The sequence below is a fragment of the Amycolatopsis sp. WAC 01376 genome (assembly GCF_003947415.1).
In the GTDB taxonomy this organism is placed as follows: domain Bacteria; phylum Actinomycetota; class Actinomycetes; order Mycobacteriales; family Pseudonocardiaceae; genus Amycolatopsis.
The window spans coordinates 423769-446201 of record NZ_QHKL01000002.1 but is presented as its reverse complement, the minus strand read 5'-3'; the positions used below and the strand labels follow the sequence as shown (position 1 = coordinate 446201).

Genomic DNA, 22433 nt, shown 5'->3' with positions numbered 1-22433 from the left:
GAATGAACATGCGCGTGATGGTGATCGGGGCGACCGGGGTGCTGGGGCGTCCGCTTGTGCGTCGGCTGCTGGCCGAAGGCCACGAGGTGAGCGGGCTGGCCCGCGATGTGGACCGCGTCGCCGCGGTGCGGGAGACCGGGGCGAAACCGGTGCAGGGCTCGTTGTTCGACGTCGATTCGCTGGCAGGCGCGCTGAACGGGCACGACGCGGTGGTGAACGTCGCGACGCGGATCCCGGACGCGCGCCACGCGATGACGTTGTCCGGCTGGGCCGAGAACGACCGAGTGCGGATCGAGGGCAGCCGGACCCTCGCCGACGCCGCCCGACGGGTCGACGAGCTGGGAATCGTGGTGCAGGAAGGGATTTCGTTCGTCTACGCCGACGGCGGCGACGAGGAACTCGATGAGGACGCCCCTCTCGCGCTGAGCGGCAACATCGCGTCTTCGACGGTGGCGCACGCGAACATCGCGGAACTGGCGGACGAGGGCCGCACCGCGATCCGGCTGCGGATCGGGCTCCTGGTCGGAGACGACGCGATGACCACGACGATGCTGGCGGCCGCGCGGCGCGGTTCGCCGCTGATCATCGGCCGCCGGACCGACTGGACCGCGCCGATTCACCCGGACGACGCGGCGGCGGGTGTCCTCGCGGCGCTGCGGGCGCCGAGCGGCGTCTACAACCTGGCCGCGGATCCGGTGCGGAAGCAGGAACTCGGCGAGGCGATGGCCGTCGCGGCCGGTGTCCGGCGGCCGCGCGCGGTGCCGAAGTGGCTGGCGAACCGGCTGGGCCTGATGTCGGTACTGGCGCGTTCACAGCGGGTCGTCTCGGCCCGGCTCACCGAAGCGACCGGCTGGCGGCCCGAACGCCCCGTGCCCGGCCCGTCCTGGTTCTGACGCGTTTCGTCCTCTGAATGCGGTAGTTGCGCGTGCAAGGACCGCGTTCAGAGGACGAAACGCAGACGGGCTACAGGAGTTCCAGCAGGAACGGGAGCTCTTGGGGCGCGTACCAGGCGAGTTCGTGGTCTTCGGCGTCGCCGAGGGTGAACTCCGCGTCCGGGTCGCCGAGGTCGGCCTGGTCGATCACCGCGGCGGCGGCCCGCACCGACTCCGCGGCCTCCGCGGCGTCGACGTGGATCGCGGCGACGTCGGCGATCTTCACCGGCCCGGACAGCCGGACGACGGCGGCGTCGAGGTCCGGGCGCAGCGTGACCTCCTCGATGTCGGCCGAGATCACCACCCGCCGCGGCTCGGGCTTCTCCTCGGCCTCGATCAGCCGGAGCGACGCCCTGGCGGCGTCGAGCAGCGCGGCGTACTCCAGTTCTTCGTCGGATCCGCTGGCGTAGGACTCCCGCAGCGCCGGGGTCAGCGCGAATCCCGTGCCGCTGCGTGCCCGGAACTCTCCCGAGGTTTCGAGCTCACGGAGCATCGCGATCGTCGCCGGTAGATAGACCCTCACCAGTGCGCACCCTTCAGCTCTTCCAACGATTCCTCGATCATCCCGGCGAGCAGGTCCACATCGGACACGGCCTTGCGGTCGCCGTTCAGTCCGAAGTAGACACCACCGTGATACGAGGTGACCCCGATCGCCAGCGCCTGATTGCGCACCAGCGGCATGACCGGGAACATCTCCACCATCTTCGCCTGTCCCGCGTAGAGCGGCACCTGCGGGCCCGGCGAGTTCGTGATCAGCACGTTGAAGATGCGCCCCGACATCGACCCGGCCGCCCGCGCGCCCAGCGAATGCAGCGTCGCCGGCGCGAAGCCGCCGACCGTCAGCAGCCCGCGCGCGGCGACCGAACGGCCGGAGTCGAGGTGGTCCGCCATCGCGTGGCCGATGTGCTGCAACCGCAGGACCGCGTTCGGCTCGCCGACCGGGAGATCCACGAGATAGGCGTCGACCTGGTTCCCGACCAGGGCGGGCGTCGAGTATTCGGCCGTCTCGGCGTCGCGGACGGCCATCGGCACCAGCGCGCGCACGGTGGTCGTCGCGGTCAGGTTCGAACCGCGGGAGAGCAGCCATTCCCGCAGTGCGCCGGTGATCGCCGCGAGTACGACGTCGTTGACCGTGCCTCCGTGGTCCGCGCGGACCTTGCGGAAATCCTCCAGCCGCGTGCGGACCACGGCGAACATGCGGCCGCCGGAGGTGCGGACGTTGAGCGGCCCGGACGGCGCCGGATGCACCATCGTCTTCAGCGCCGACGCGACGTCACCGACCGTTTCGGTGACCTTGCCCGCCATGGCGGTGGCGTCGTGGGCGATGGACCGGACGTTCTCCACCAGCTCCGTCGGCCGCTGCACGGTCTCGGCCACCGCGTCGAGGATCAGCTGCGTGCGGCTCGGTTCCCGGCGCGGATGCCAGTTGTCGTCGAACGGTTCCGGCTCCTGCGGGGTGGCGTCGAGGATCAGCTGGCCGAGCTCGATGGTCCCGAGCCCGTCCACGACCGACTGATGCGTCTTGGTCACCAGCGCGACGCGATCCCCCGCGAGCCCCTCGACGAAGTACGCCTCCCAGAGCGGCCTTCCCGGGTCGAGGCGCCTCGACATCAGGCGCGCCACGAGATCGAACAGCTGGCCGTCGGAGCCCGGCTGCGGCAGCGCGGACCGGCGGACGTGGTAGTTCAGGTCGAAGTCGACGTCGTCGACCCACACCGGCCGCGCGAGATGACCCGGCACCTCCAGCACCCGTTGCCGGTAGCGCGGCAGGAACGCCAGCCGCTGCCCGACGAGGTCCAGCAGCTGCTCATGGGTGAAGCCGTCGCGCGGTCGCTCGAAGACCGCCACACCGCCGACGTGCATGGGGGTCGAGTGGTCTTCCACGTACAGGAACGAGGCGTCGAGCGCGGAGAGGCGGTCGGGCATGGGCCGATCCTTACATAGTGGGACACTCGCCGGTGTGGGTGATGAGTCGGTGATCTCGCCGAAGGACCGGTTCCTGACGGTGTACGGGCGCAAACCGGTGCTCGAGGCGTTGGACGACGCGACGCTCGAGGTGGACAAGGTGATTCTCGCCGACACCGTGCGCGGGCCGAACGCCGCCGAGATCGAGCGTGCCGCCAAGGCCGCGGGGGTGCCGGTGCAGCGGGCGAGCGCGCACCGCGTGAAGGTGCTGGCCGGCAACGGCAAACAGGACCAAGGGGTGCTGGCCGACGTCGTCGCCCCGCGAATGCGGTCGCTGCACGCGGCCCTTTCCGACGGCAGGCCGCCGTCGCGGGTGCTGCTGCTCGACGGCATCACCACCCCGGCGAACGTCGGGATGATCCTGCGCACGGCGACCGCCGCCGGGCTGGAAGGTGTCGTGGTGCCGCGGCGTGGGGTCGCCGCCCTCGACCCGATGGTGGTCAAGGCTTCGGCCGGGGTCGCGTTCCGCGCGCCGGTGCTGCGGTGCGGCAGCGCGCGCGAAGCGGCCGAAATGCTCACCGAAGCGGGGTACGGCATCTACGCGCTGGGCGCTTCGGCACACAGTTCGGTGTTCGACGTCGAGCTGCCGCAGCGCGCGGCCTTCGTACTGGGCGGGGAGACGAACGGCGTCGGCGCCGAGGTCGGCGAACTGGTGACCGAATGGGTGTCGATCCCGATGCCCGGCGAGGTCGAGTCGCTCAACGTCTCGGCCGCCGCCGCGGTGCTGTCCTTCGAGCTGGTGCGCCGGGCTACGGCTTCGGGAACAAAGCGCTGAGCTCGGTCAGCGTCTCCTCGACCGACGTGTGGTGCACTCCCGCCATCCCGGCCGACACCGCGGCGCGGACGTTGTGCGCCGCGTCGTCGACGAACACGCACCGGTCGGCGGGCAGGTCGAGCAGCCCCGCGGTGAGCAGGTAGACCTCGCGTTCGGGTTTGGCCACGCCGACCTCGCCGGAGAAGACGAGCGCGTCGAAGAACGGGGCGAGCGACCGCTTGGCCTCGTCCGACGCGCCGGGAGCGTTCGACAGCAAGGCCGTTTTGATACCGCGTCCCCTGGCCGCCCGCAGATAGGCGTACAGCTCGTCCGCGCCGTCGTCCGTGAGCACCCCGACGTAGTCGATGACCAGCCCTTTCAGCACCGGCCCACCGTACACAAGCGATCACCGCACGGTTCATCCTCTCGGGCGGTCCCTGTCGCCGGTCGGCCCGCCACCGGTCCCTTACTTGCTGGGCGTGGCCGAGGGGGCCGCGGAGGGGGACTGTCTGATGGGTTCGTACGTACTGAGACCGCTCGAGCCGTTCGAACCGCCGTACCGGCTCGCCGGCAGGCCGGGCAGGGCGGTGCACCGGGTGGCGGCGCCGGACAACCAGCTCGTGCTCGATCTGCCGCTGTCCGGCGAAAAGATCGTGGAGGTACCGGAGCCACGGCCCGACACCCCGGACCGGCGGCAGGTCGGCAGGCTGCTGACCACCATCCTCGAAGCCTGCGACGGACGCCGTCCGGCGGTCCAGGTGCGGCCGATCCTCGACCCGGCGCTCCACAGCGCGCTGCTCGACCGAGGCCGGCGCCGTCCGCCGGGCGGCTACCGGCCGAAGTCGATCCACCTGTGCCATCCCGCGGACGGCGTCATCGAGGCCTGCGCGACCGTCGAACAGAACGACCGCTGCCTCGCCTTGGCCGCCCGCTTCGAGCGGACTCCGTCGGGCTGGGTGTGCACCCGCTTCCACCTGCTGAAGCCGCCGCGCCGGGTCTCCGCGCTCGCGGCCTGATGCGCGTGAAGGCCCCCTTCCCCCGGTTGAGCCGAGGGGAAGGGGGCCTTCACGCGCTTTGGGGTGCTTTAGCGGCGCGGGCCCTTCTTGCCCTTTTTCTGGGAGGCGCGCTGCGCGGCACGACGCTCCCGGCGGGTTCCGCTCTGGTCACCGCCGTCGCTCGCGCCACCGTCCGAATGCGACTCGACGCCGCCGTCCTCGGACGGGCCCGACATGGTCAGCCCGGACTGCGAACCGCCGCCGAGTCCCTTGCCCCGCAGGGCGGACGGCACGGATTCGGTGTCGGTCGCCGGACCCTGCGGCGGCGTCGGACGGGCGTGCCGTCCGTCGCCGTTGGCGGCCTGGCCGTTCCCGGAGCCGACACCGGCGGGCAGCGCGGACGCGGACTCCGGCGACGGCGTGGCGGGTTCGGCCTGCTCGACCTGGAGGTTGAACAGGAAGCCGACGGCCTCCTCCTTCAGCGACTCCAGCATCGCGCGGAACATGTCGTAGCCCTCGCGCTGGTACTCGATGACCGGGTCGCGCTGGGCGAGGGCCCGCATGCCGATGCCCTCCTTGAGATAGTCCATCTCGTAGAGGTGCTCACGCCACTTGCGGTCGAGCACGGTGAGCATCACCTGACGTTCCAGGCTGCGCATCGCGCCTTCGCCGACCTTGGCGTCGATCTCGGCCTCACGCTCGTCGTACGCGCGGTGGGCGTCTTCGAGCAGCGCCTGACGCAGACTGTCTGCGTCGAGGTCGTCGTCCTCGGTGAGCTCTTCCCAGGTGACCTTGACCGGGTACAGCGTCTTGAGCGCCGTCCACAGCTTCTCGTGGTCCCAGTCCTCGGCGTAGCCCGAAGAGGTCTCTTCGGTGACGTACGCGTTGATGACGTCGACCAGCATGTGCTCGATCTGCTCGCGAAGATCCTCGCCCTCGAGGACGCGCAGGCGCTCGGCGTAGATCACCTTGCGCTGCTCGTTCATGACCTCGTCGTACTTGAGGACGTTCTTGCGGATCTCCATGTTCTGCTGCTCGACCTGCGTCTGCGCGCTCTTGATCGCCTTGGAGACCATCTTGTGCTCGATCGGCACGTCGTCCGGCAGCCGCATGGTGGTCATGACCCGCTCGACCATCGTCGCGTTGAAGCGGCGCATGAGCTCGTCACCGAGCGACAGGTAGAACCGGGACTCGCCCGGGTCGCCCTGACGGCCTGAACGACCGCGGAGCTGGTTGTCGATGCGGCGGGACTCGTGCCGCTCGGTGCCGAGCACGTACAGGCCGCCTGCCTCGCGGACCTCCTCGGCCTCGGCCTTGGTCTCCGCCTGGATCTCTTCGAGCACCTTCGGCCAGGCGGCCTCGTACTCCTCGGAGTGCTCCACCGGGTCGAGACCGCGGGCGCGCAGCACCTCGTCGGCGATGATGTCCGGGTTGCCGCCGAGCACGATGTCGGTACCGCGGCCCGCCATGTTGGTGGCGACGGTGACCGCGCCCTTGCGCCCCGCGCGGGCGACGATCAGCGCCTCCCGGTCGTGGTGCTTGGCGTTGAGGACCTCGTGCGGGACACCCAGCTTGAGCAGCAGCTTCGACAGGTGCTCGGACTTCTCGACACTCGTGGTGCCGACCAGTACCGGCTGGCCCTTCTCGTGCCGCTCGGCGATGTCCTCGGCGACGGCCTCGAACTTGGACTGCTCGGTCTTGTAGATCAGGTCGGCCTGGTCGGCGCGGACCATCGGCTTGTTGGTCGGGATCGGCACCACACCCAGCTTGTAGGTCTGGTGGAACTCGGCCGCCTCGGTCTCGGCGGTACCGGTCATGCCCGACAGCTTGTCGTAGAGCCGGAAGTAGTTCTGCAGCGTGATCGTGGCGAGCGTCTGGTTCTCGGCCTTGATCTCGACGCCTTCCTTGGCCTCGATCGCCTGGTGCATGCCCTCGTTGTAGCGGCGGCCGTGCAGGATGCGGCCGGTGAACTCGTCGACGATGAGGACTTCGCCGTCACGGACGATGTAGTCCTTGTCGCGCTTGTAGAGCTCCTTGACCTTCAGCGCGTTGTTCAGGTAGCCGACCAGCGGCGTGTTCGCGGCCTCGTAGAGGTTTTCGATGCCGAGCTGGTCCTCGACGAACGCGACACCCTTCTCGGTGACACCGACGGTGCGCTTGCGGATGTCCACCTCGTAGTGGATGTCCGGCTTCATCAGCGGGGTCATCCGGGCGAACTCGACGTACCAGCGCGAGGACTGGTCGGCCGGGCCGGAGATGATCAGCGGCGTCCTGGCCTCGTCGATGAGGATGGAGTCCACCTCGTCGACGATCGCGAAGTTGTGGCCGCGCTGCACGCAGTCTTCGAGGCTCCACGCCATGTTGTCGCGGAGGTAGTCGAAGCCGAACTCGTTGTTCGTACCGTGCGTGATGTCGGCGGCGTACTGCTCGCGGCGGACCGCGGGCGTCTGGTCGGCCAGGATGATCCCGACCTCGAGGCCGAGGAAGCGGTGGATCCGGCCCATCCACTCGGCGTCACGTTTGGCGAGGTAGTCGTTCACCGTGATGACGTGCACGCCTTTGCCGGACAGCCCGTTCAGGTACGCGGGAAGCACCTGGGTCAGCGTCTTGCCCTCACCGGTCTTCATCTCGGAGACCTGGCCGAGGTGCAGCGCGGCGCCGCCCATCAGCTGGACGTCGTAGGGCCGCTGGCCGAGCACGCGCCAGGCCGCCTCCCTCGCCACCGCGAAGGCCTCCGGCAGGAGGTCGTCGAGGGACTCGCCGTCCGCGTGCCGTTTACGGAACTCGTCGGTCTTGGCCCGCAACGCGGTGTCCGAAAGTTCCTTGACGTCGTCTTCGAGGGTGTTGATGTGATCGGCGATGTGTCGCAGCCGCTTCACCATTTTGCCCTCGCCCGCGCGGAGCAGGCGGTTCAGCACCATCCGGTCGACCTCACTAGCTGATTGTGATCGCACCCGAGCCGGTCCCGGGCAATCTCGTACGCGGTGGTGCCGGGTAACGCACCACCGTCCGCCCCCATCGTAGGGAACACCCCGGTGTTCGCGCACGCACCGTCGGTCGGTACCTGACCGAGCGGGGGCGTATCCCGCCTGATCCGGACACGACGGCGGCCCGCACGGGACGCGTGCGGGCCGCCGTCATGGACGTAGGGGCCGGCTAACTCAGCCGGATGACGCCGTAGTCGAAGCCTCGCCTCCGATAGACGACGCTCGGGCACCCGGCGTCGGAGTCGTTGAACAGATAGAAGTCGTGACCGACCAGTTCCATCTCATAGAGAGCCTGGTCGACCGTCATGGGCTCCGCGTCGTGTTTCTTCTCGCGGACGATGCGACCGGGCTGGTGTTCGGTCACCCCGTCATCCCAGCGCTGCTGGGGCATCTCGAACTCTTCACCGCTCTCGACAGCGAAACCGTTGGCCAGGGGTTCGGCCTCGGGCGCTTCGAGTACAGCGGTTCCCGCAAGATGCCGGGTGTCGGTGGTCATACCACCGGCGGCCGCCATCGAGGTCGCCTCGGCGACGGATTCCGGGCGGCTGCGGCCGTAGTGCACGCGCCGGCGGTCGTGTGTCTTCCGCAACCTGTTTTCGAGCTTGTTCAGTGCGGAATCCAGCGCTGCGTAGAAGTCGCCGGCACACGCCTCGGCGCGTACGGCGGGGCCTCGGCCCTTCCCGGTGATTTCGACGCGCTGGCAGTTCTTCGACTGCCGGCGATTGGGCTCGTGGAAGAGCTCCACGTCGTAACGGATGACCTTCTTGTCGTAGCGCTCTAGCCGGGCCAGCTTTTCGCTGACAAGTGCCCGATAGTGGTCGGGCACCTCCACGTTGCGGCCCTTAACGACGATGTCCATACACGACCTCCCTCGCTGAAATGACTGCGAGCTGTAGATGTGTTCACTAGGGCGCCGGTAATGCGGGGACGAAGCCCGGATCGCGGGCGATGAGGGAACTCGGCATACGGTCACGACGTCTCGTGTCGGATGTCCGAGCGCGGACTCAGCGCGGCTCCGGCGCCAGGGACATGGGCTGGTCACCTCCCTGCCTGCCGGGATTGCTGATAGCGCTGCACGTTAGCTCTAACACGCCGCGAGCAACAGCCCCCGAGCCGGGGGATATCAGGACGTGAGACCTCGTCACCGCATGCGACGACAAGGGTGCGACCAGCGGGACAATCCGGCCTGTCGGGCGTCGTCCCCGTGATTTGTTTTCACGCGGACGGCGCAAGCCTTCGGACAGGAAAAAGCCGAGGGTGACGCTCTCGGGGGAAACCGCCGCCACCCCGGTGGAGTGGCGGGCCGTTGGAGTGTTCCCCGGAAGGTCCCTCATATCTCGTCAACGCCCATGTACCCATTCGCGTTCCCGATCATTCATCACTCTTGTAGGTGACGCCCCGATCACCCGGTGGCGGCCAGTGCGATCACCGCGGAAACGTGAATTCCGTTTACCCCCAAAAGGCGTGCACAAGCGGCGACGGTCGCTCCGGTTGTGATCACGTCGTCAAGAAGTACGACTCTCTTCGGACAGTCCCCGCGAAGGAGGCGAACGCGACCGTCGAGGTTCGCCGCCCGCTCGGCACGGGTGAGCCCGACGGCGTCGCGGACCCCGGCGCCGAGCTTGAGGACCGGCGCCACCGTCGCCGATTTTCCTTCGCTCGCATGCACTTTCGCGCATTCTTCGGCGACACGCTGGACGTGCGGTCCACCTCGGACACGCGACGCGTGCCGTCTCGACGGGACAGGGACGAGACAAGGGCCTCGCGGCTCGCCTGGCAGCTGCTCCAGGGCATCGGCGACCGCCCGCCCGAGGGACGGCGCGAGGTCGCGGCGGCCGTGTTCTTTGTAGGCGAGGATCAGGCGACGGGCTTCGTCGGCGTACCGAGCCAGGGCGTAGACGGGGACGAGACCGGCCGTCGGGCCTCGGGTGATCTCGCTGAGCGAACCCCAGACGGTCTGACAGGTCGCACAACAGGGCGCGCCCGGCACTCCGCAGGACGCGCAGCGGGCGGGGATGAGGAGATCGAGGATTTTGGACATGGGGCGAGTGTCGGCCGGGGCTCCGACAGTTCCGGGGTCCGTTATGTCGTGACAGGTCCTGTTTGGACACTTTCGGGCCTGAAGGGGCCAGTCATGACAGCAGTTCCGGAGAAGGCCGTGCGCGTTGCGGAGACACACCTTCGCCGCCTCTGACGCCTTCGCGCGCTACGCGCCTTCGCGTCGCTGCACACCTTCGCCTCTCCTGACCGTCCTAGCTCACCCTGGGGCGCGGTCCGTGAAGGCCTCCTTGAGGGACTCTGGGTCCCTCAAGGAGGCCTTCACGGACTTCCGGAGCCCAGATTTCGCTAGCGCCGCTAGGAAAGCTAGCGATACTAAAGGTCCCTTGCTCCCCCATCAGCGCCGCCGCGAAGACGGCGCCAAGTACATGAAGGCCCCCTTCCTTGCGCCTGACGCAAGGAAGGGGGCCTTCATGTACTTAGAAGAACGCTCAGCCCGGGTAGAACGGGTCCGCGTCGGTGACGGTGTGCGCCTGCGGCCGCCACACCTCGCCCAGTTCGGACGCGACCCACAGCCCACCCGCGTCCGCGACCAGGTTCTGCCTGCTCGGGGCCGCGGTGACGCCGTGCACCGGCGGGGTCAGGTTCGAGCCGCTGAAGGTGTCCATCCGCTGCCCGTCCAGCGGCACCTTGACCACCGGCAGGGTGCTCGACGAGGTCGCGGCGATCAGGTGGTCCTGGGTCGCCCAGTCGACGTCGACGACGTCCTTGAGGTCGCGTTCCTGCAGTTTCCGCGGCGCCCGCAGTGCCACCGAATCCGCCGTCCGCACGATCGAGGCGACCACCAGCTGCCCGTTGACGACCGCGGCCAGCCGTGAGCCGTCGCGCGAAAGCCGCAGTTCGGTGATCTGGCCGAGGCTGGTGAGCATGGTCGCGTCGACGCCGGCCTTCACCCAGCGGCCGTCTGCGGCCAGGGTGACCCTGGCGACGGTGTTGTGGTCGACGACCGTCCAGACCTCGCCCGAAATCCCGCCGCCGCCGCGGGCGACCGGCCGCCAGGTGGGGCGGCTCAGGCTGCCGCCGAACAGGTCCACCGAACCGAGGTCGTGCCCCAGTTCGCCGACCCGCAGCCACTGCCTGCCTTCGCGTTCTTCGACCACCGCGAGCCGTTTGCCGTCGACGGACTGCGCGGCGCTGACGACCTTGTACCCGCCGTTGCCCGCGGGCCCGCCGACCGGCGCCCCGTCGCCGAGCGACCGGACCCGCCCGTTCACGGTCATCAGTCCCAGCAGCTCCGAGTTGGGCGCGATGTCCACGTTGTAGTTGGGCAGTTCGCTGGAGCGCCAGTATTCGTGTTCGGGCACCAGCGCGGTGCCGTCGGCGAGCAGCCGGATCCGGCTCAGCGTCACCGTCTGCAACGAGAGGACGATCTGCGCGGCGATCAGGCTCCGGTCCGCGAGGCTGGCCCCGCCGACGCCGGTCAGGTTGATGTCCAGGGTCCCGTCGTCCGTGCTGCGGACGTTGGACTCGGTGGTGACCTGGTCGCCGAGGAGGTCCTTGACCGCGCCCTTCAACCCTTCCGACGGTCCCTGCAGCACCAGGTCCATCACCCGGCCGGGCAATCCGGCCTGCGGTTTCGCCGCGACGTACCGGAGGTCGGGGACGAAGGCGCCGGAATCCTGCGAGTAGAAGCTGATCGGCACCCGGAAGTAGTTGGTCGCGAAATCCTCGTCGATGACGGCGAGTTCCTGCGGCGGGTCCACGATCCGCCATTGGCCGTTCGGCTGCTTCCGCAGCTTGAACTGCTGCGAGTACTCGGCCTTCACCGGGATGAACGCGCTGTCGGGGCTCAGGTTGCCGAGTTTGAACCCGCGGACGTTCACCGTCTGTTCGTCCGGGTTCGCCGAGGGCGACGAAGTGTCGTAAACGGTGCCGAAGGTGTTGTCGATGATCGTCAGCCCCGGCGACGGCTTCCAGTTGCGGCGGGCCTCTTCGTCGAGGTAGACCCGCGCGTCGGCGTTCCCCGTACCCGGCGTCGCGGAGTTGCGGATGAACTGGCGGGTGACGGTCAGCGGGTCGATCCCGGCCACCGGTTCGGCGACGTCCGCCGGTGCCTGCCCCGGCTTTTCCCCGGGGACGGCGACGGGCTGGGATTCGAGCGGGATGTTCGCGCAGCCCGCGACCAGCAGGAACGCCGCGAGCAGGGGCAGCAGCCGCTTCACCGGCCCACCTCCTCTGGCTCGGCGAGGATCGCGTCGGGGGCGGGCCGGACCTCGAGCAGTCCGGACGACGACCCGTGCGGCTCGGTCCCCTGGTGATCGGGCGGTGGCAGGACCAGCGGGCTCTCCCCCATCGGCGTGTCCTGCTGCCGAGGCAGCACGAGCCGGAAGCAGGCGCCGTGGCCGGTCTCGCCCCACGCGTCGAGCAGGCCGCCGTGCAACCGGGCGTCCTCCTGGCTGATCGCGAGGCCGAGCCCGGTGCCGCCGGTCCGGCGGTTGCGGGACGGGTCGGCCCGCCAGAAGCGGTTGAACACCAGTTCCGCCTCGCCGGGCTGGAGCCCGACACCGTGGTCCCGCACCGTGATGGCGACCGCGGTCTCGTTGACCGCCAGTGTCAGCACCACCGGGTTCCCTTCGCTGTGGTCGACCGCGTTGGCCAGCAGGTTGCGCAGGATCCGCTCGACGCGGCGCGCGTCGACCTCGGCGGGCGCCTCCTCGTCCGGCAGGATCAGCTCGACCGAACTGCCCGCGTTGCCCGCGATCACCCGGACCTGTTCGACGGCCCTGGTCGCGATCGGCCGGACGTCGATCAGCTCGGCCGAAAGCTCCTCGACCCCGGCGTCGAGCCTGCTGATCTCCAGCAGGTCGCCGAGCAGCGCCTCGAACCGGTCGAGCTCGTCGACCAGCAGTTCGGTGGAGCGGGCGAGCCCGGCCGGGAACTGCTCGCGCGACGCGTGGAGCACGTCGGCGGCCATCCGGACGGTGGTCAACGGGGTGCGTAGTTCGTGCGAGACGTCGGAGGTGAACCGGCGCTGCAACCCGCCGAACTCCTCCAGCTGGCGGATCTGCCGCTGGATACTCGCGGCCATCTCGTTGTAGGACACGGCGAGTTTGGCGAGATCGTCCTCGCCGAGCACGGCGAGCCGCTGGTCGAGCTCGCCGCCCGCGAACTGTTCGGCCGCCGCGGCGGCTTGCCGGACCGGCCGGACCACCTGTCTCGTGACCAGGTTCGTGATCCCGGCCAGCAGGAGCAGCAGCACGAGACCGCCGACGAGCAGCGTGTTCTGCACGGTCGAGACGGTGTTCTGCTCGCTGGTCAGCGGGTACAGCAGGTAGAGCTGGAGCGGGTTGATCATCGTGGTCACCGGCGCGCCGACGATCAGATACGTCGTCTTGCCGCCGTCGGCCTCGGTGACCGTGTGCATCAGGTAGCTGACCTGCTCGGTCTCCACGAACTGGCGCAGCCGCACCGGCACCTTGTCGTACGGGCCCGCGGCGGCGGGCCTGCTCGACTGGTCGCGGCCTCCCGCGGCCAGCACCGGATCGAAGGTGCCCGCCGCCGATCCGGCGCCGTCCTTCGCGGTCGTGGTGCTGGTGATCTTCTTCAGCGCGTTGTTCAACCGCGCCGTCATCGCGTCCGAGGATTCGGTGCCGACGCCGACCAGCTCACTGGCCGCGGTCTCGACGACCGCCCTCGTCTGCGCGATCGCCGCGTTCTGCTTCGTCTCGAGCAGCCGTTCGGTGATCTGGTTCTGCAGCACCATGCCCAGTACGAACACCACGGCCGACGAGAGCGCCAGCGTGGACACGGTGACCCGGAACTGCAGCGAATGCCGCCACAGTTCGTTGAACGAGACGACCTTGCGGCGCACGAAAACCACGATGCGCCGGAGGTGGCGCATCGTGGTTTGGGCAAGCCTTCGCAAGCGTCCGCTCACGGGGTGATCACGGCGGGCCGGCCTTGTACCCGACGCCGCGAACGGTCAACACCACCTCCGGGTGTTCCGGGTCCTTCTCCACCTTCGAGCGCAGCCGCTGGACGTGCACGTTCACCAGACGGGTGTCGGCGGCGTGGCGGTAACCCCACACCTGCTCGAGGAGCACCTCGCGGGTGAACACCTGACGCGGCTTGCGGGCGAGCGCGACCAGGAGGTCGAACTCCAGCGGGGTCAGCGGGATGGCCTTGCCCTCCCGCGTCACCTCGTGGCCGGGTACGTCGATCGCGAGGTCGCCGATCGTCAGCGACTCGGCGGGCTCGGCCTCGGTGCGGCGCATCCTGGCACGGACGCGGGCCACGAGTTCCTTCGGTTTGAAGGGCTTGACCACATAGTCGTCGGCCCCCGACTCGAGCCCGAGGACGATGTCCACGGTGTCGCTCTTGGCGGTGAGCATCACGATCGGCACACCGGACTCGGCGCGGATCGCCTTGCAGACGTCGATGCCGTTCATCCCGGGCAGCATGAGGTCGAGGAGGACCAGGTCGGGTTTCAGCTCACGGAGCGCGGGCAGCGCACGTGAGCCGTCGGCGACGACGGCTGTGTCGAACCCCTCCCCACGCAGCACGATGGTGAGCATCTCCGCGAGAGCAGGGTCGTCGTCGACGACCAGAACGCGTGCCTTCATAAACCTATGTTCGCACTAGTTTCCCCGCGCAGGCGCGCGACCCGGCGATGTGACCACCAGAAAGATCATCGAATCGGGCAAATTGCTCCATCCGAGTAGGGTCTTCGGGCCCTAGAGAGCACGTCGGAGCCTGGTGAACGGCTTTGGGGAGTCGATCGCGAAGACGCCGGTCAGGACGTCGTCGCGGTGATAGGTCGCGACGAAGCGCTTCGAGGCGACGTCACCTTCGGCGATCCGCACGTCTTCCGTGGCCACTCCGGCGAATTGGAGCCGCCTTCCGTACTGATCGGACCAAAAGTAACCGTGTCGTGCGAAATGCGTGACGGTCGAACCGGCGAGCAGGTTCGCGACCGCGACGCGCGGCTGTTCGCCGGCCGCCGTCCAATGTTCGGCGCGGACCCGCCTGTCGCGCAGACGGCAGCGGTACCTGGCGACGTCACCCACCGCGATCACTCGGGGATTCGCTGTGACACAGCCGGAATCGGCCAGCACCCCGTCGTCGACGGCGATCCCGGAACCGGTCAGCCAGTCGGTGGCGGGCCGCGCCCCCACGCCGGCGACGACGAGATCGGCGCGGATCTCCCTGCCGTCGGCGAGCCGCACACCGGTGACGCGACCGGTCCCGGTGAAGCCGTCGACGGGAACGCCCGTGATCAGCCGGACGTCGTTCTCGGCGTGCAGTTCCCCGCAGACCGCGCCCATCCGCGCGCCGAGGACGGCGGCGAGCGGCACGGGCAGCGCTTCGATCACGGTGACCTCGTGGCCGAGCAGGCGGCAAGCGGACGCGACCTCCGCGCCGATGAATCCCGCGCCGATGACGGCCACCGAGGAAGGCCCCGCCACGAGATCCCGTTTCAGCGCGACGGCGTCGCCGAGCGTCCGCAAGGTGTGGACGCCGGTCAGATCCCTTGCCGCGCCAAGGGTTCTGGCCACCGCACCGGTCGCGATGACGTAGCCGTCGGCGGCGATCGTGGTGCCGTCGCCGAGCGTCACGCCATCCCGGCCGAACTTTTCGGCGCGGACGCCGAGATGCCATTCGGCGGACAGCGCGTCGAGGTCGTCCTGTCCGGCGAGCGCGAGGTCGTCGGCGGAAGCCTTGCCCAGCAAGAACTCCTTCGACAACGGCGGCCGGTCGTACGGTGGCTCGGCGCCGATCATCACCAGCCGTCCGTCGAAACCCTGGCCGCGCAACTCCTGTGCCGAACGAAGTCCCGCCAGCGAGGTGCCGACGACGGCGACCGATCTCAAGCGACTTCCCGGCGCGCCTCGGTGTCCACGTAGATCACGCCGTCGGCGACCACGACCGGATAGGTGCGCACGGCGTTCTTGGCGGGAAGACAGTCGGGGGCGCCGGTCCGCAGATCGAACCGCGCGGCGTGCAGCGGGCATTCGACGAAGCAACCCTCGATCCAGCCGTCGGCGAGCGACGCGTCCTGGTGGCTGCAGGTGTCGTCGAGGGCGTAGTAGCCGCCCTCGCTATGGAAGACCGAAACGGGCACAGGGCCGTCCAAGCGGACGGCTTCGCCTTCGGGCAGGTCGGAAACGGAGCAGGCACGGATCATCGGGGCCTCCGGGGAAAGGACCGACGGTTTGTTGATGTTGCGTATTACGAGACGGGACGTGCTCTGCGCAACAATCACCCCTGAGGGGCCGACGAGTCAAGGGATTCGCCCACTCAGCCGAGCGGATGCGGGCGAAACGGCTACTGTTGCGTCATGCGGAACCAGGACGCGGGGAACGCAACGCCCAGCCAGGTACAGTCCGTCGACCGCGCGATCAGCGTGCTGGAACTACTGGCGCGCAACGGGGAAACCGGGATCACCGAGATCGCGGGCGAGCTCGGCGTGCACAAGTCGACGGCGTCCCGCCTGCTGAGCGTCCTGGAGAACCGCGGCCTGGTCGAGCAGCTCGGCGAACGCGGCAAATACGCGATCGGCTTCGGCATCGTCCGGCTCGCCGGCGCCGCCGCCGGCCGGATGGACCTGGCGAAGATCGGCAGGCAGACCTGCCTGAGCCTGGCGGAGACGCTCGGCGAGACGGTCAACATCGCGATCGCCGACGACGGGGTCGCGATCAACATCAGCCAGGCCCGCGGCTCGGCCGCCATCTCCACCCAGAACTGGACCGGCCAGCGCACGCCACTGCACGCGACGTCCAGCGGGAAGGTGCTGCTCGCGCACCTTGGCGACGCCGAACGCAAACGTTTGCTCCGGCGGAAACTCGAACAGTTCACGCCCCGGACGATGACCGATCCGGAGCAGCTGACCGCGGAACTCGAAAGGGTCGCCGAGGACGGGTACGCGGCCTGCTTCGAGGAGCTGGAGCTGGGGATGCACGCGATCGCGGTGCCGGTGTACGGCCCCGGCGGCGAGGTCATCGCGGCGATGAGCGCTTCGGGCCCGTCGTACCGGCTTTCGAAACAGCGGGTGCGGCAGATCGTGCGGCCGCTCGCGGAGGCGGCGGCGGATCTTTCGGCGCAGCTGGGTCACTTCGCGGACTGACGCGACCTGCCCTCTCACGTCCCTCAGCGTGCTAGGAACGGTCCTTTCCTTGCGAAATTTGCAAGGAAAGGACCGTTCCTAGCACGCGCCGGTTGACAAGCGCGACCGTTTCGGCTCTTGACAGCGTGCCCGCACGTGCCGCACTTTGTTGCTGAAGACGGAACAACGTGCCTCATCCGCAACAGCGCCTGTCACCCCGATGCCCGTGTGTCCTTTGTGGACTCCTCCGGGCAGGCAGGAGGTACCCCACCATGCCCCCAGGACCCCGCGTCGTCGTGATCGGCGCCGGCATCGTCGGCTGCGCGCTCGCCGACGAGCTCACCGAACGTGGCTGGACCGACCTCACCGTGCTGGACCAGGGCGACCTGTTCACCACCGGCGGGTCGAGTTCGCATGCGCCAGGGCTGGTCTTCCAGACCAACGCCTGCCGCACGATGACGTCGTTCGCCCGGTACACCGTCGCCAAATACGGTGCGCTCGACCTCGACGGGAAGCCGTGTTTCCGCCCCGTCGGCGGGCTGGAGGTGGCCACGACGCCGGAACGGCTCGCCGACCTCAAGCGCCGTCACGGCTGGGCGGCCGCGTCGGGTGTCGAAAGCAGGCTGATCGAACCGGCCGAATGCGCCGCGCTGCATCCGCTGCTCGATCCGGCCAAGGTGCTCGGCGGGTTCCATATTCCCTCCGACGGGCTGGCCAAGCCCCTGCGGGCGGCCGAGGCGCAGGCCCGCCGGGCGATCGGGCGCGGCGCGAGGTTCCTCTCGCGCCAGAAGGTCGTCGGGATCGAACGGTCGGGCGGCCGGGTCACCGGCGTCACCACCGAGACCGGGAACTTCCGCGCGGACATCGTGCTCTCCTGCGCCGGGATGTGGGGGCCGTTGCTCGGCGAACTGGTGGACCTCACGATCCCGCTGGTCCCGATGGCGCATCAGTACGCGCGCACCAGCCCGCTGCCGTCACTCGCCGGGGTGACCGAGGAGGCCACCCGGCCGATCCTGCGGCATCAGGACGCCGACCTCTACTTCCGCGAACACGTCGACCGGATCGGCATCGGCGCGTACGGGCACCGGCCGATGCCGTTGCCCGCCGGGGAGATCGGGGCGGGCGAGGGCATGCCGTCGGAACTGGCGTTCACCCCTGACGACTTCGAGCCGTCCTGGGCCGCCGCCGTCGACCTGCTGCCGTCGCTGGGTGAAACGAAGGTCGAGGAAGGCATCAACGGCCTGTTCTCCTTCACCCCGGACGGTATGCCGCTGCTGGGCGAGCATCCGGATCTCGATGGCTTCTGGGTCGCCGAAGCCGTCTGGATCACGCATTCGGCCGGGGTCGCGCGGGCCATGGCGCAATGGCTGGTCGACGGACGGCCCGACGCGGATCTGCACGGCTGCGACCTCGCGCGGTTCGAGCGGGTGCAGCTGGCCCCGGACTACGTCATGGCGCGTAGCTGCCAGAGTTTCGCCGAGGTCTACGACGTCGTTCATCCCTTGCAGCCCATGGAAGAACCACGGCCGCTGCGAACGAGTCCCTTCCACGGGAGGCAAGCCGAGCTCGGCGCGTTCTTCCTCGAAGCGAGCGGCTGGGAACGGCCGCACTGGTACGAGGCGAACGCGGATCTCCCGGAGGTCGGCCTCATCCCGGAGCGCAACGACTGGGCCGCGCGGTACTGGTCGCCGATCGGCGGCGCCGAAGCGCTGGTGGCGCGGCAGCGGGTGGCGATGTTCGACATGACGTCGCTGAAACGCGTGGAGGTCACGGGTCCTGGCGCGTTGCCGTTCCTGCAGACGATGACCACGAACCAGCTCGACAAGAAGCCCGGTTCGGTCACGTACACGCTGATGCTCGACGAGGACGGAGGGGTGCGCAGCGACCTGACCGTCGCCCGGCTCGGTGCCGAGCGGTTCCAGGTCGGCCTCAACAGCCCGATCGACATCGACTGGCTGCGAAGGCACCTCCCCGGCGACGGCGCCGCGCAGATCCACGAGACGACTCCGGGCACCTGCTGCATCGGGCTCTGGGGCCCGCTCGCCAGAGCGGTACTGCAGCCACTGTCCACAACGGACTTCTCACACAAGGCCATCGGCTACTTCAAGACGAAGCAGGCGTACGTCGGCCAAGTGCCGGTGACCGCGATGCGACTGTCCTATGTGGGCGAACTCGGCTGGGAGCTTTACACGAGCGCGGACCTCGGCCGCCGGCTGTGGGACACGCTCTGGGAAGCCGGGCAGGCATACGGGATCATCGCCGCCGGACGGGACGCCTTCTCCAGCATGCGCCTGGAGAAGGGATACCGGCTATGGGGCACGGACGTCACCGCCGAACACGATCCGTACGAGGCCGGGCTCGGTTTCGCCGTGCGGATGGACAAGGGGTACTTCATCGGCCGCGACGCGCTGGCGGGCCGCTCGGAGGACACGGTCACCAGGAAGCTGACCTGCCTCACCATCGACGATCCGTACTCCGTCGTGCTCGGCAAGGAACCGGTGTACGCCGACGGCCGTCCGGCCGGGTACGTCACCAGCGCCGCGTACGGCTACACCGTCGGCAAGAACATCGCGTACGCCTGGCTTCCGGTGGAATTCGCCCAGCCGGACAGGTCGCTGGAGATCGAGTACTTCGGCGAGCGGATCCCCGCCGTCGTGGCGCGTGAGCCGCTGTTCGACCCCGGCATGACCCGGATCAGGAGCGCCGCATGAACCAGTACGACGTCATCGTCATCGGTCTCGGCGGGATGGGCAGCGCGGCCGCGTACCGGCTCGCCCGGCGAGGACAGCGCGTGCTGGGCATCGACCGGTTCGCGCCGGTGCACAATCTCGGGTCCAGCCACGGCGGCTCGCGGATCACCCGGCAGGCGTACTTCGAGGATCCCGCGTACGTCCCGCTCCTGCTGCGGGCGCACGAACTGTGGGACGGCGTCGAACGGGATTCCGGCCGGAAGATCTTCACCCGCTGCGGCGGCATCATGCTCGGCGGCCCCGATTCGCGGACGGTGGCGGGAAGCCTGGCCAGCGCCCGGAAATGGGAGCTGCCGCATGAACTGCTGGACGCGGTGGAGATCCGGCGCCGGTTCCCGACGATGCGCCCGGCGGACCACGAAATCGCGTTGTACGAGGAGAACGCCGGGTTCGTGGTGCCGGAAGGCAGTGTGGCGGCGCATCTCCAGCTCGCCGCCCGGGCCGGAGCCGAGCTGCACCACGAGGAGAAGGTCCTTTCGTGGCGGCAGACTTCCACCGGTGTCCGGGTCGGCACGTCACAGAACTTCTACACGGCGGGCCAGCTGGTGATCTGCCCCGGCGCCTGGGCACCGGAGCTGCTCGCCGAACTCGGCATCGATTTCACCATCGAACGCCAGGTCCAGTACTGGTTCGCGCCGTCGGGCGGGGCGGAGCCGTTCCGCGCCGGACGGCATCCGATCTACGTCTGGGAAGGCGAGAACGGCCGCCAGTTCTACGGTTTCCCCTCACACGACGACGCCGGGAGCGTGAAGGTCGCGTTCTTCCGCGGCGGCGAGACGTGCACGCCGGAGACCATCGACCGGACGGTGCACCCCGAGGAGGTCGACGAGATTTCGGGTTTCGTCGGGCGGAAGATGCCGTCGCTGCCCGGCGCGTTCCTCCGCGCGGCGACCTGCATGTACACGAACACCCCCGACGAGCATTTCGTCATCTCCCGCCATCCCGCCCACGATCGCGTGGTGGTCGCCTGCGGGTTCTCGGGGCACGGATTCAAGTTCGTCCCGGTGGTCGGTGAGATCCTCGCCGACCTGGTCGTGGACGGCACGACCGGGCATCCGGTCGCCCTGTTCGATCCCGCCCGGTTCGCCGGAGTCCCGAGATGACGAGCCTCATCCCGACACTCGGCGGCGGCTACTACACCGATCCCGTGATCTTCGCGGCCGAGCAGGAGAAGATCTTCGAACGCCAGTGGTTCTGCGCGGTGCGGGCGGCGGATCTGCCGTCGGCGGGCGACTTCCGGACCGTCCGGATCGGACGGGAAAGCGTGATCGTCAGCCGCGGGCGGGACGGCGGACTGCGGGCCTTCCTCAACGTCTGCCGCCATCGCGGCGCCCGGCTGTGCACCGAGGAGTCGGGCACGGTGAAACGCGCGTTCCAGTGTCCGTACCACGCGTGGACGTACGGGCTCGACGGAAAGCTGATCGCGGCGCCGAACCTGGCGAACCTCCCCGACATCGACCGGGCGGAGTACGGGCTGCACGCCGTGCGGCTGCGGGAATGGCTGGGCTACGCGTGGGTCTGCCTCGCCGCGGACCCGCCGTCGTTCGAGGACGGCGTCGAGGGCGCGGTGCGGGAACGGCTGGGCGATCTGGAATCGATCGAGCGCTACGGCCTCGACCGGCTCTCGGTCGGGCGCCGGATCACCTACGACGTCAAGGCGAACTGGAAACTGATCGTCGAGAACTTCATGGAGTGCTACCACTGCGCGACCATCCATCCGGAGCTGACCGAGGTGCTGCCGGAATTCGCCGACGGTTACGCGGCGCAGTACTACGTCGGGCACGGCGCCGAGTTCGGCGAGGACGTCGACGGGTTCACCATCGACGGCGGTTCGGGGTTCGACCGGCTCGGCGATGTCGCGACCGAGCAGGACAGGCGGTACTACGCGATCACCATCCGGCCGCAGGTGTTCGTGAACCTGGTGCCGGACCACGTGATCTTCCACCGGATGTATCCGCTCGCGCCGGACCGGACGGTCGTCGAATGCGACTGGCTCTATTCCGAGGAGGTCGTGGCGTCGGGCCGGGACGTGTCACGCTCGGTGGAGCTGTTCCACCGCGTCAACGAGCAGGACTTCGGCGCCTGCGAACGCTGCCAGCCCGCGATGGCGTCCCGCGCCTACCGCGGCGGCGGGGTGCTGATGCCGTCCGAACACCACATCGGCGAGTTCCACTCCTGGCTACTCACGTATTTAGAGGACGAAACGCGGTAGTTGCACGCGTAAGGACCGCATTCAGAGGACTAAACGCGGAGGAGGGACGTCGCGAGAGCGGGGGTGTCTACGCCGGCGACGCCGTCGAGAACGTGCCAGGGCGCGAGCCAGCCCGTCGCGGCGAGTTCGTCGTATACCACCGAGCACCGCTTCTGGAGCGCGTCGTCGGTCTCGAAGGAATCCCGCGCGCGGTCGGCGTCGCTCTCCGCGCGGCGCTGCGCGCGATCGGCGGCGACGTCCGCGGTGACCCGGAGCAGCAGATGCGCGACGGGCACCGGCAGGCCGAACCGGTCGATCTCCAGTTCCTTGAGCCAGCGCACGAACTCGCCGTCCGCACCCTGATGGAGCCGGGCGGCACCGTACGCCGCGTTCGACGCGACGTACCTGTCGAGCAGTACGACGTCGTGGTCGCCGAGCCGAGCGCGGATCTCGCCGGCCGCGCCCCGCCGATCGAGCGCGTAGAGCATCGCCATGCCGTAGACGGAGTCGGCGAGGTCGCCGTGGCCTCGGTGCAGTGCTTCCTTCACGAGGTCGGCGTGCACGCTTTCGCCGTAACGAGGGAACGCGATGGACGTGACGCTCGCCCCGGCCGCGTTCAGCGCACCGGTCAGCGCGTCGGCGAGGGTGCGCTTGCCCGCGCCGTCCAGACCTTCGATCACCACGAGTCGTCCCACGGGCCTACCTTAAGGCGCCTTGGTCGACCGGCGGGCCAGACGGGGTCAGCACACGTCCGGCCCA

19 protein-coding genes are annotated in these 22433 nt (G+C 69.1%); 7 read left to right on the top strand and 12 right to left on the bottom strand.

The window, feature by feature from the left end:
- The first annotated feature begins 8 nt into the window (after window positions 1-8).
- A complete protein-coding gene (locus DMH03_RS11360) occupies window positions 9-893 on the top strand; it encodes an NAD(P)-dependent oxidoreductase (RefSeq protein ID WP_125791967.1) in 885 nt (294 codons plus the stop codon).
- A 70-nt stretch (window positions 894-963) separates the two neighbouring features.
- Here the strand turns inward: DMH03_RS11360 and DMH03_RS11355 are convergent, their stop codons facing one another.
- Both DMH03_RS11355 and DMH03_RS11350 read right to left on the bottom strand, forming a co-directional pair.
- Window positions 964-1455, bottom strand: coding sequence for a hypothetical protein (locus DMH03_RS11355; protein WP_125791966.1), 492 nt, complete (start codon window positions 1453-1455; stop codon window positions 964-966).
- The gene (locus tag DMH03_RS11350; RefSeq protein ID WP_125791965.1) at window positions 1452-2858 is read right to left on the bottom strand and encodes a wax ester/triacylglycerol synthase family O-acyltransferase; all 1407 of its coding nucleotides are present in this window, start codon (window positions 2856-2858) and stop codon (window positions 1452-1454) included. Before DMH03_RS11350 ends, DMH03_RS11355 begins: the two co-directional genes overlap by 4 nt.
- Window positions 2859-2892: 34 nt before the next feature.
- Between DMH03_RS11350 and DMH03_RS11345 the strand changes: the two genes are divergently transcribed.
- Entirely contained in the window at window positions 2893-3672 is a 780-nt protein-coding gene (locus DMH03_RS11345) for an RNA methyltransferase (protein ID WP_125791964.1), read from the top strand.
- On the opposite strand, the gene DMH03_RS11340 is transcribed toward DMH03_RS11345, so the two are convergent.
- Complete coding sequence (locus tag DMH03_RS11340; RefSeq protein ID WP_125791963.1) at window positions 3647-4051, bottom strand: HAD-IA family hydrolase; 405 nt, start codon at window positions 4049-4051, stop codon at window positions 3647-3649. The genes DMH03_RS11345 and DMH03_RS11340 overlap by 26 nt on opposite strands.
- A gap of 112 nt (window positions 4052-4163) precedes the next feature.
- On the opposite strand from DMH03_RS11340, the gene DMH03_RS11335 reads away from it, so the two are divergent.
- Window positions 4164-4667, top strand: coding sequence for an Rv3235 family protein (locus DMH03_RS11335; RefSeq protein ID WP_125791962.1), 504 nt, complete (start codon window positions 4164-4166; stop codon window positions 4665-4667).
- 68 nt (window positions 4668-4735) lie between these two features.
- Here DMH03_RS11335 and secA read toward each other — a convergent pair whose 3' ends face one another.
- The 8 genes from secA to DMH03_RS11295 all read right to left on the bottom strand — a co-directional run bounded on the left by secA (window position 4736) and on the right by DMH03_RS11295 (window position 15815).
- The gene (secA, locus tag DMH03_RS11330; protein WP_125791961.1) at window positions 4736-7567 is read right to left on the bottom strand and encodes a preprotein translocase subunit SecA; all 2832 of its coding nucleotides are present in this window, start codon (window positions 7565-7567) and stop codon (window positions 4736-4738) included.
- 235 nt (window positions 7568-7802) lie between these two features.
- Window positions 7803-8492 (bottom strand): ribosome hibernation-promoting factor, HPF/YfiA family, encoded by a 690-nt coding sequence (gene hpf, locus DMH03_RS11325; RefSeq protein WP_125788376.1) that lies wholly within the window; start codon window positions 8490-8492, stop codon window positions 7803-7805.
- A 543-nt stretch (window positions 8493-9035) separates the two neighbouring features.
- Window positions 9036-9674 (bottom strand): ComF family protein, encoded by a 639-nt coding sequence (locus DMH03_RS11320; protein WP_125791960.1) that lies wholly within the window; start codon window positions 9672-9674, stop codon window positions 9036-9038.
- A gap of 448 nt (window positions 9675-10122) precedes the next feature.
- Complete coding sequence (locus DMH03_RS11315) at window positions 10123-11853, bottom strand: LpqB family beta-propeller domain-containing protein (protein ID WP_125791959.1); 1731 nt, start codon at window positions 11851-11853, stop codon at window positions 10123-10125.
- The gene (gene mtrB / locus DMH03_RS11310) at window positions 11850-13532 is read right to left on the bottom strand and encodes an MtrAB system histidine kinase MtrB (protein ID WP_125791958.1); all 1683 of its coding nucleotides are present in this window, start codon (window positions 13530-13532) and stop codon (window positions 11850-11852) included. The genes DMH03_RS11315 and mtrB overlap by 4 nt, the downstream gene beginning before the upstream one ends.
- 43 nt (window positions 13533-13575) lie before the next feature.
- Window positions 13576-14253: an MtrAB system response regulator MtrA gene (gene mtrA, locus DMH03_RS11305; RefSeq protein ID WP_005150760.1), complete on the bottom strand. Its 678-nt coding sequence runs from the start codon at window positions 14251-14253 to the stop codon at window positions 13576-13578.
- 111 nt (window positions 14254-14364) lie between these two features.
- Window positions 14365-15501 (bottom strand): NAD(P)/FAD-dependent oxidoreductase, encoded by a 1137-nt coding sequence (locus tag DMH03_RS11300; RefSeq protein ID WP_125791957.1) that lies wholly within the window; start codon window positions 15499-15501, stop codon window positions 14365-14367.
- Entirely contained in the window at window positions 15498-15815 is a 318-nt protein-coding gene (locus tag DMH03_RS11295) for a bifunctional 3-phenylpropionate/cinnamic acid dioxygenase ferredoxin subunit (RefSeq protein ID WP_125791956.1), read from the bottom strand. The genes DMH03_RS11300 and DMH03_RS11295 overlap by 4 nt, the downstream gene beginning before the upstream one ends.
- A 153-nt stretch (window positions 15816-15968) precedes the next feature.
- On the opposite strand from DMH03_RS11295, the gene DMH03_RS11290 reads away from it, so the two are divergent.
- From DMH03_RS11290 to DMH03_RS11275, 4 genes are all read left to right on the top strand, one after another.
- Window positions 15969-16754, top strand: coding sequence for an IclR family transcriptional regulator (locus tag DMH03_RS11290; RefSeq protein WP_125791955.1), 786 nt, complete (start codon window positions 15969-15971; stop codon window positions 16752-16754).
- A 251-nt stretch (window positions 16755-17005) separates the two neighbouring features.
- Window positions 17006-19444 carry an FAD-dependent oxidoreductase gene (locus DMH03_RS11285; protein WP_125791954.1) on the top strand — a complete coding sequence of 813 codons (2439 nt, stop codon included), beginning with the start codon at window positions 17006-17008 and terminating at the stop codon, window positions 19442-19444.
- Complete coding sequence (gene solA, locus DMH03_RS11280; protein ID WP_125791953.1) at window positions 19441-20586, top strand: N-methyl-L-tryptophan oxidase; 1146 nt, start codon at window positions 19441-19443, stop codon at window positions 20584-20586. Before DMH03_RS11285 ends, solA begins: the two co-directional genes overlap by 4 nt.
- Window positions 20583-21695, top strand: coding sequence for an aromatic ring-hydroxylating dioxygenase subunit alpha (locus DMH03_RS11275; protein WP_125791952.1), 1113 nt, complete (start codon window positions 20583-20585; stop codon window positions 21693-21695). Before solA ends, DMH03_RS11275 begins: the two co-directional genes overlap by 4 nt.
- 29 nt (window positions 21696-21724) lie before the next feature.
- Here DMH03_RS11275 and DMH03_RS11270 read toward each other — a convergent pair whose 3' ends face one another.
- Window positions 21725-22357 carry a dTMP kinase gene (locus DMH03_RS11270; protein WP_199748893.1) on the bottom strand — a complete coding sequence of 211 codons (633 nt, stop codon included), beginning with the start codon at window positions 22355-22357 and terminating at the stop codon, window positions 21725-21727.
- Window positions 22358-22433: the final 76 nt, after the last annotated feature.

Excerpts from the sequence above, each read along its gene's own strand:
- DMH03_RS11360 (WP_125791967.1), top strand. The coding sequence starts at position 9 with ATGCGCGTGATGGTGATCGGGGCGACCGGGGTGCTGGGGCGTCCGCTT.
- DMH03_RS11350 (WP_125791965.1), bottom strand. The coding sequence starts at position 2,858 with ATGCCCGACCGCCTCTCCGCGCTCGACGCCTCGTTCCTGTACGTGGAA.
- DMH03_RS11335 (WP_125791962.1), top strand. The coding sequence starts at position 4,164 with ATGGGTTCGTACGTACTGAGACCGCTCGAGCCGTTCGAACCGCCGTAC.
- secA (WP_125791961.1), bottom strand. The coding sequence starts at position 7,567 with ATGGTGCTGAACCGCCTGCTCCGCGCGGGCGAGGGCAAAATGGTGAAG.
- hpf (WP_125788376.1), bottom strand. The coding sequence starts at position 8,492 with ATGGACATCGTCGTTAAGGGCCGCAACGTGGAGGTGCCCGACCACTAT.
- DMH03_RS11320 (WP_125791960.1), bottom strand. The coding sequence starts at position 9,674 with ATGTCCAAAATCCTCGATCTCCTCATCCCCGCCCGCTGCGCGTCCTGC.
- mtrB (WP_125791958.1), bottom strand. The coding sequence starts at position 13,532 with ATGCGCCACCTCCGGCGCATCGTGGTTTTCGTGCGCCGCAAGGTCGTC.
- mtrA (WP_005150760.1), bottom strand. The coding sequence starts at position 14,253 with ATGAAGGCACGCGTTCTGGTCGTCGACGACGACCCTGCTCTCGCGGAG.
- DMH03_RS11295 (WP_125791956.1), bottom strand. The coding sequence starts at position 15,815 with ATGATCCGTGCCTGCTCCGTTTCCGACCTGCCCGAAGGCGAAGCCGTC.
- DMH03_RS11290 (WP_125791955.1), top strand. The coding sequence starts at position 15,969 with ATGCGGAACCAGGACGCGGGGAACGCAACGCCCAGCCAGGTACAGTCC.
- DMH03_RS11285 (WP_125791954.1), top strand. The coding sequence starts at position 17,006 with ATGCCCCCAGGACCCCGCGTCGTCGTGATCGGCGCCGGCATCGTCGGC.
- solA (WP_125791953.1), top strand. The coding sequence starts at position 19,441 with ATGAACCAGTACGACGTCATCGTCATCGGTCTCGGCGGGATGGGCAGC.
- DMH03_RS11275 (WP_125791952.1), top strand. The coding sequence starts at position 20,583 with ATGACGAGCCTCATCCCGACACTCGGCGGCGGCTACTACACCGATCCC.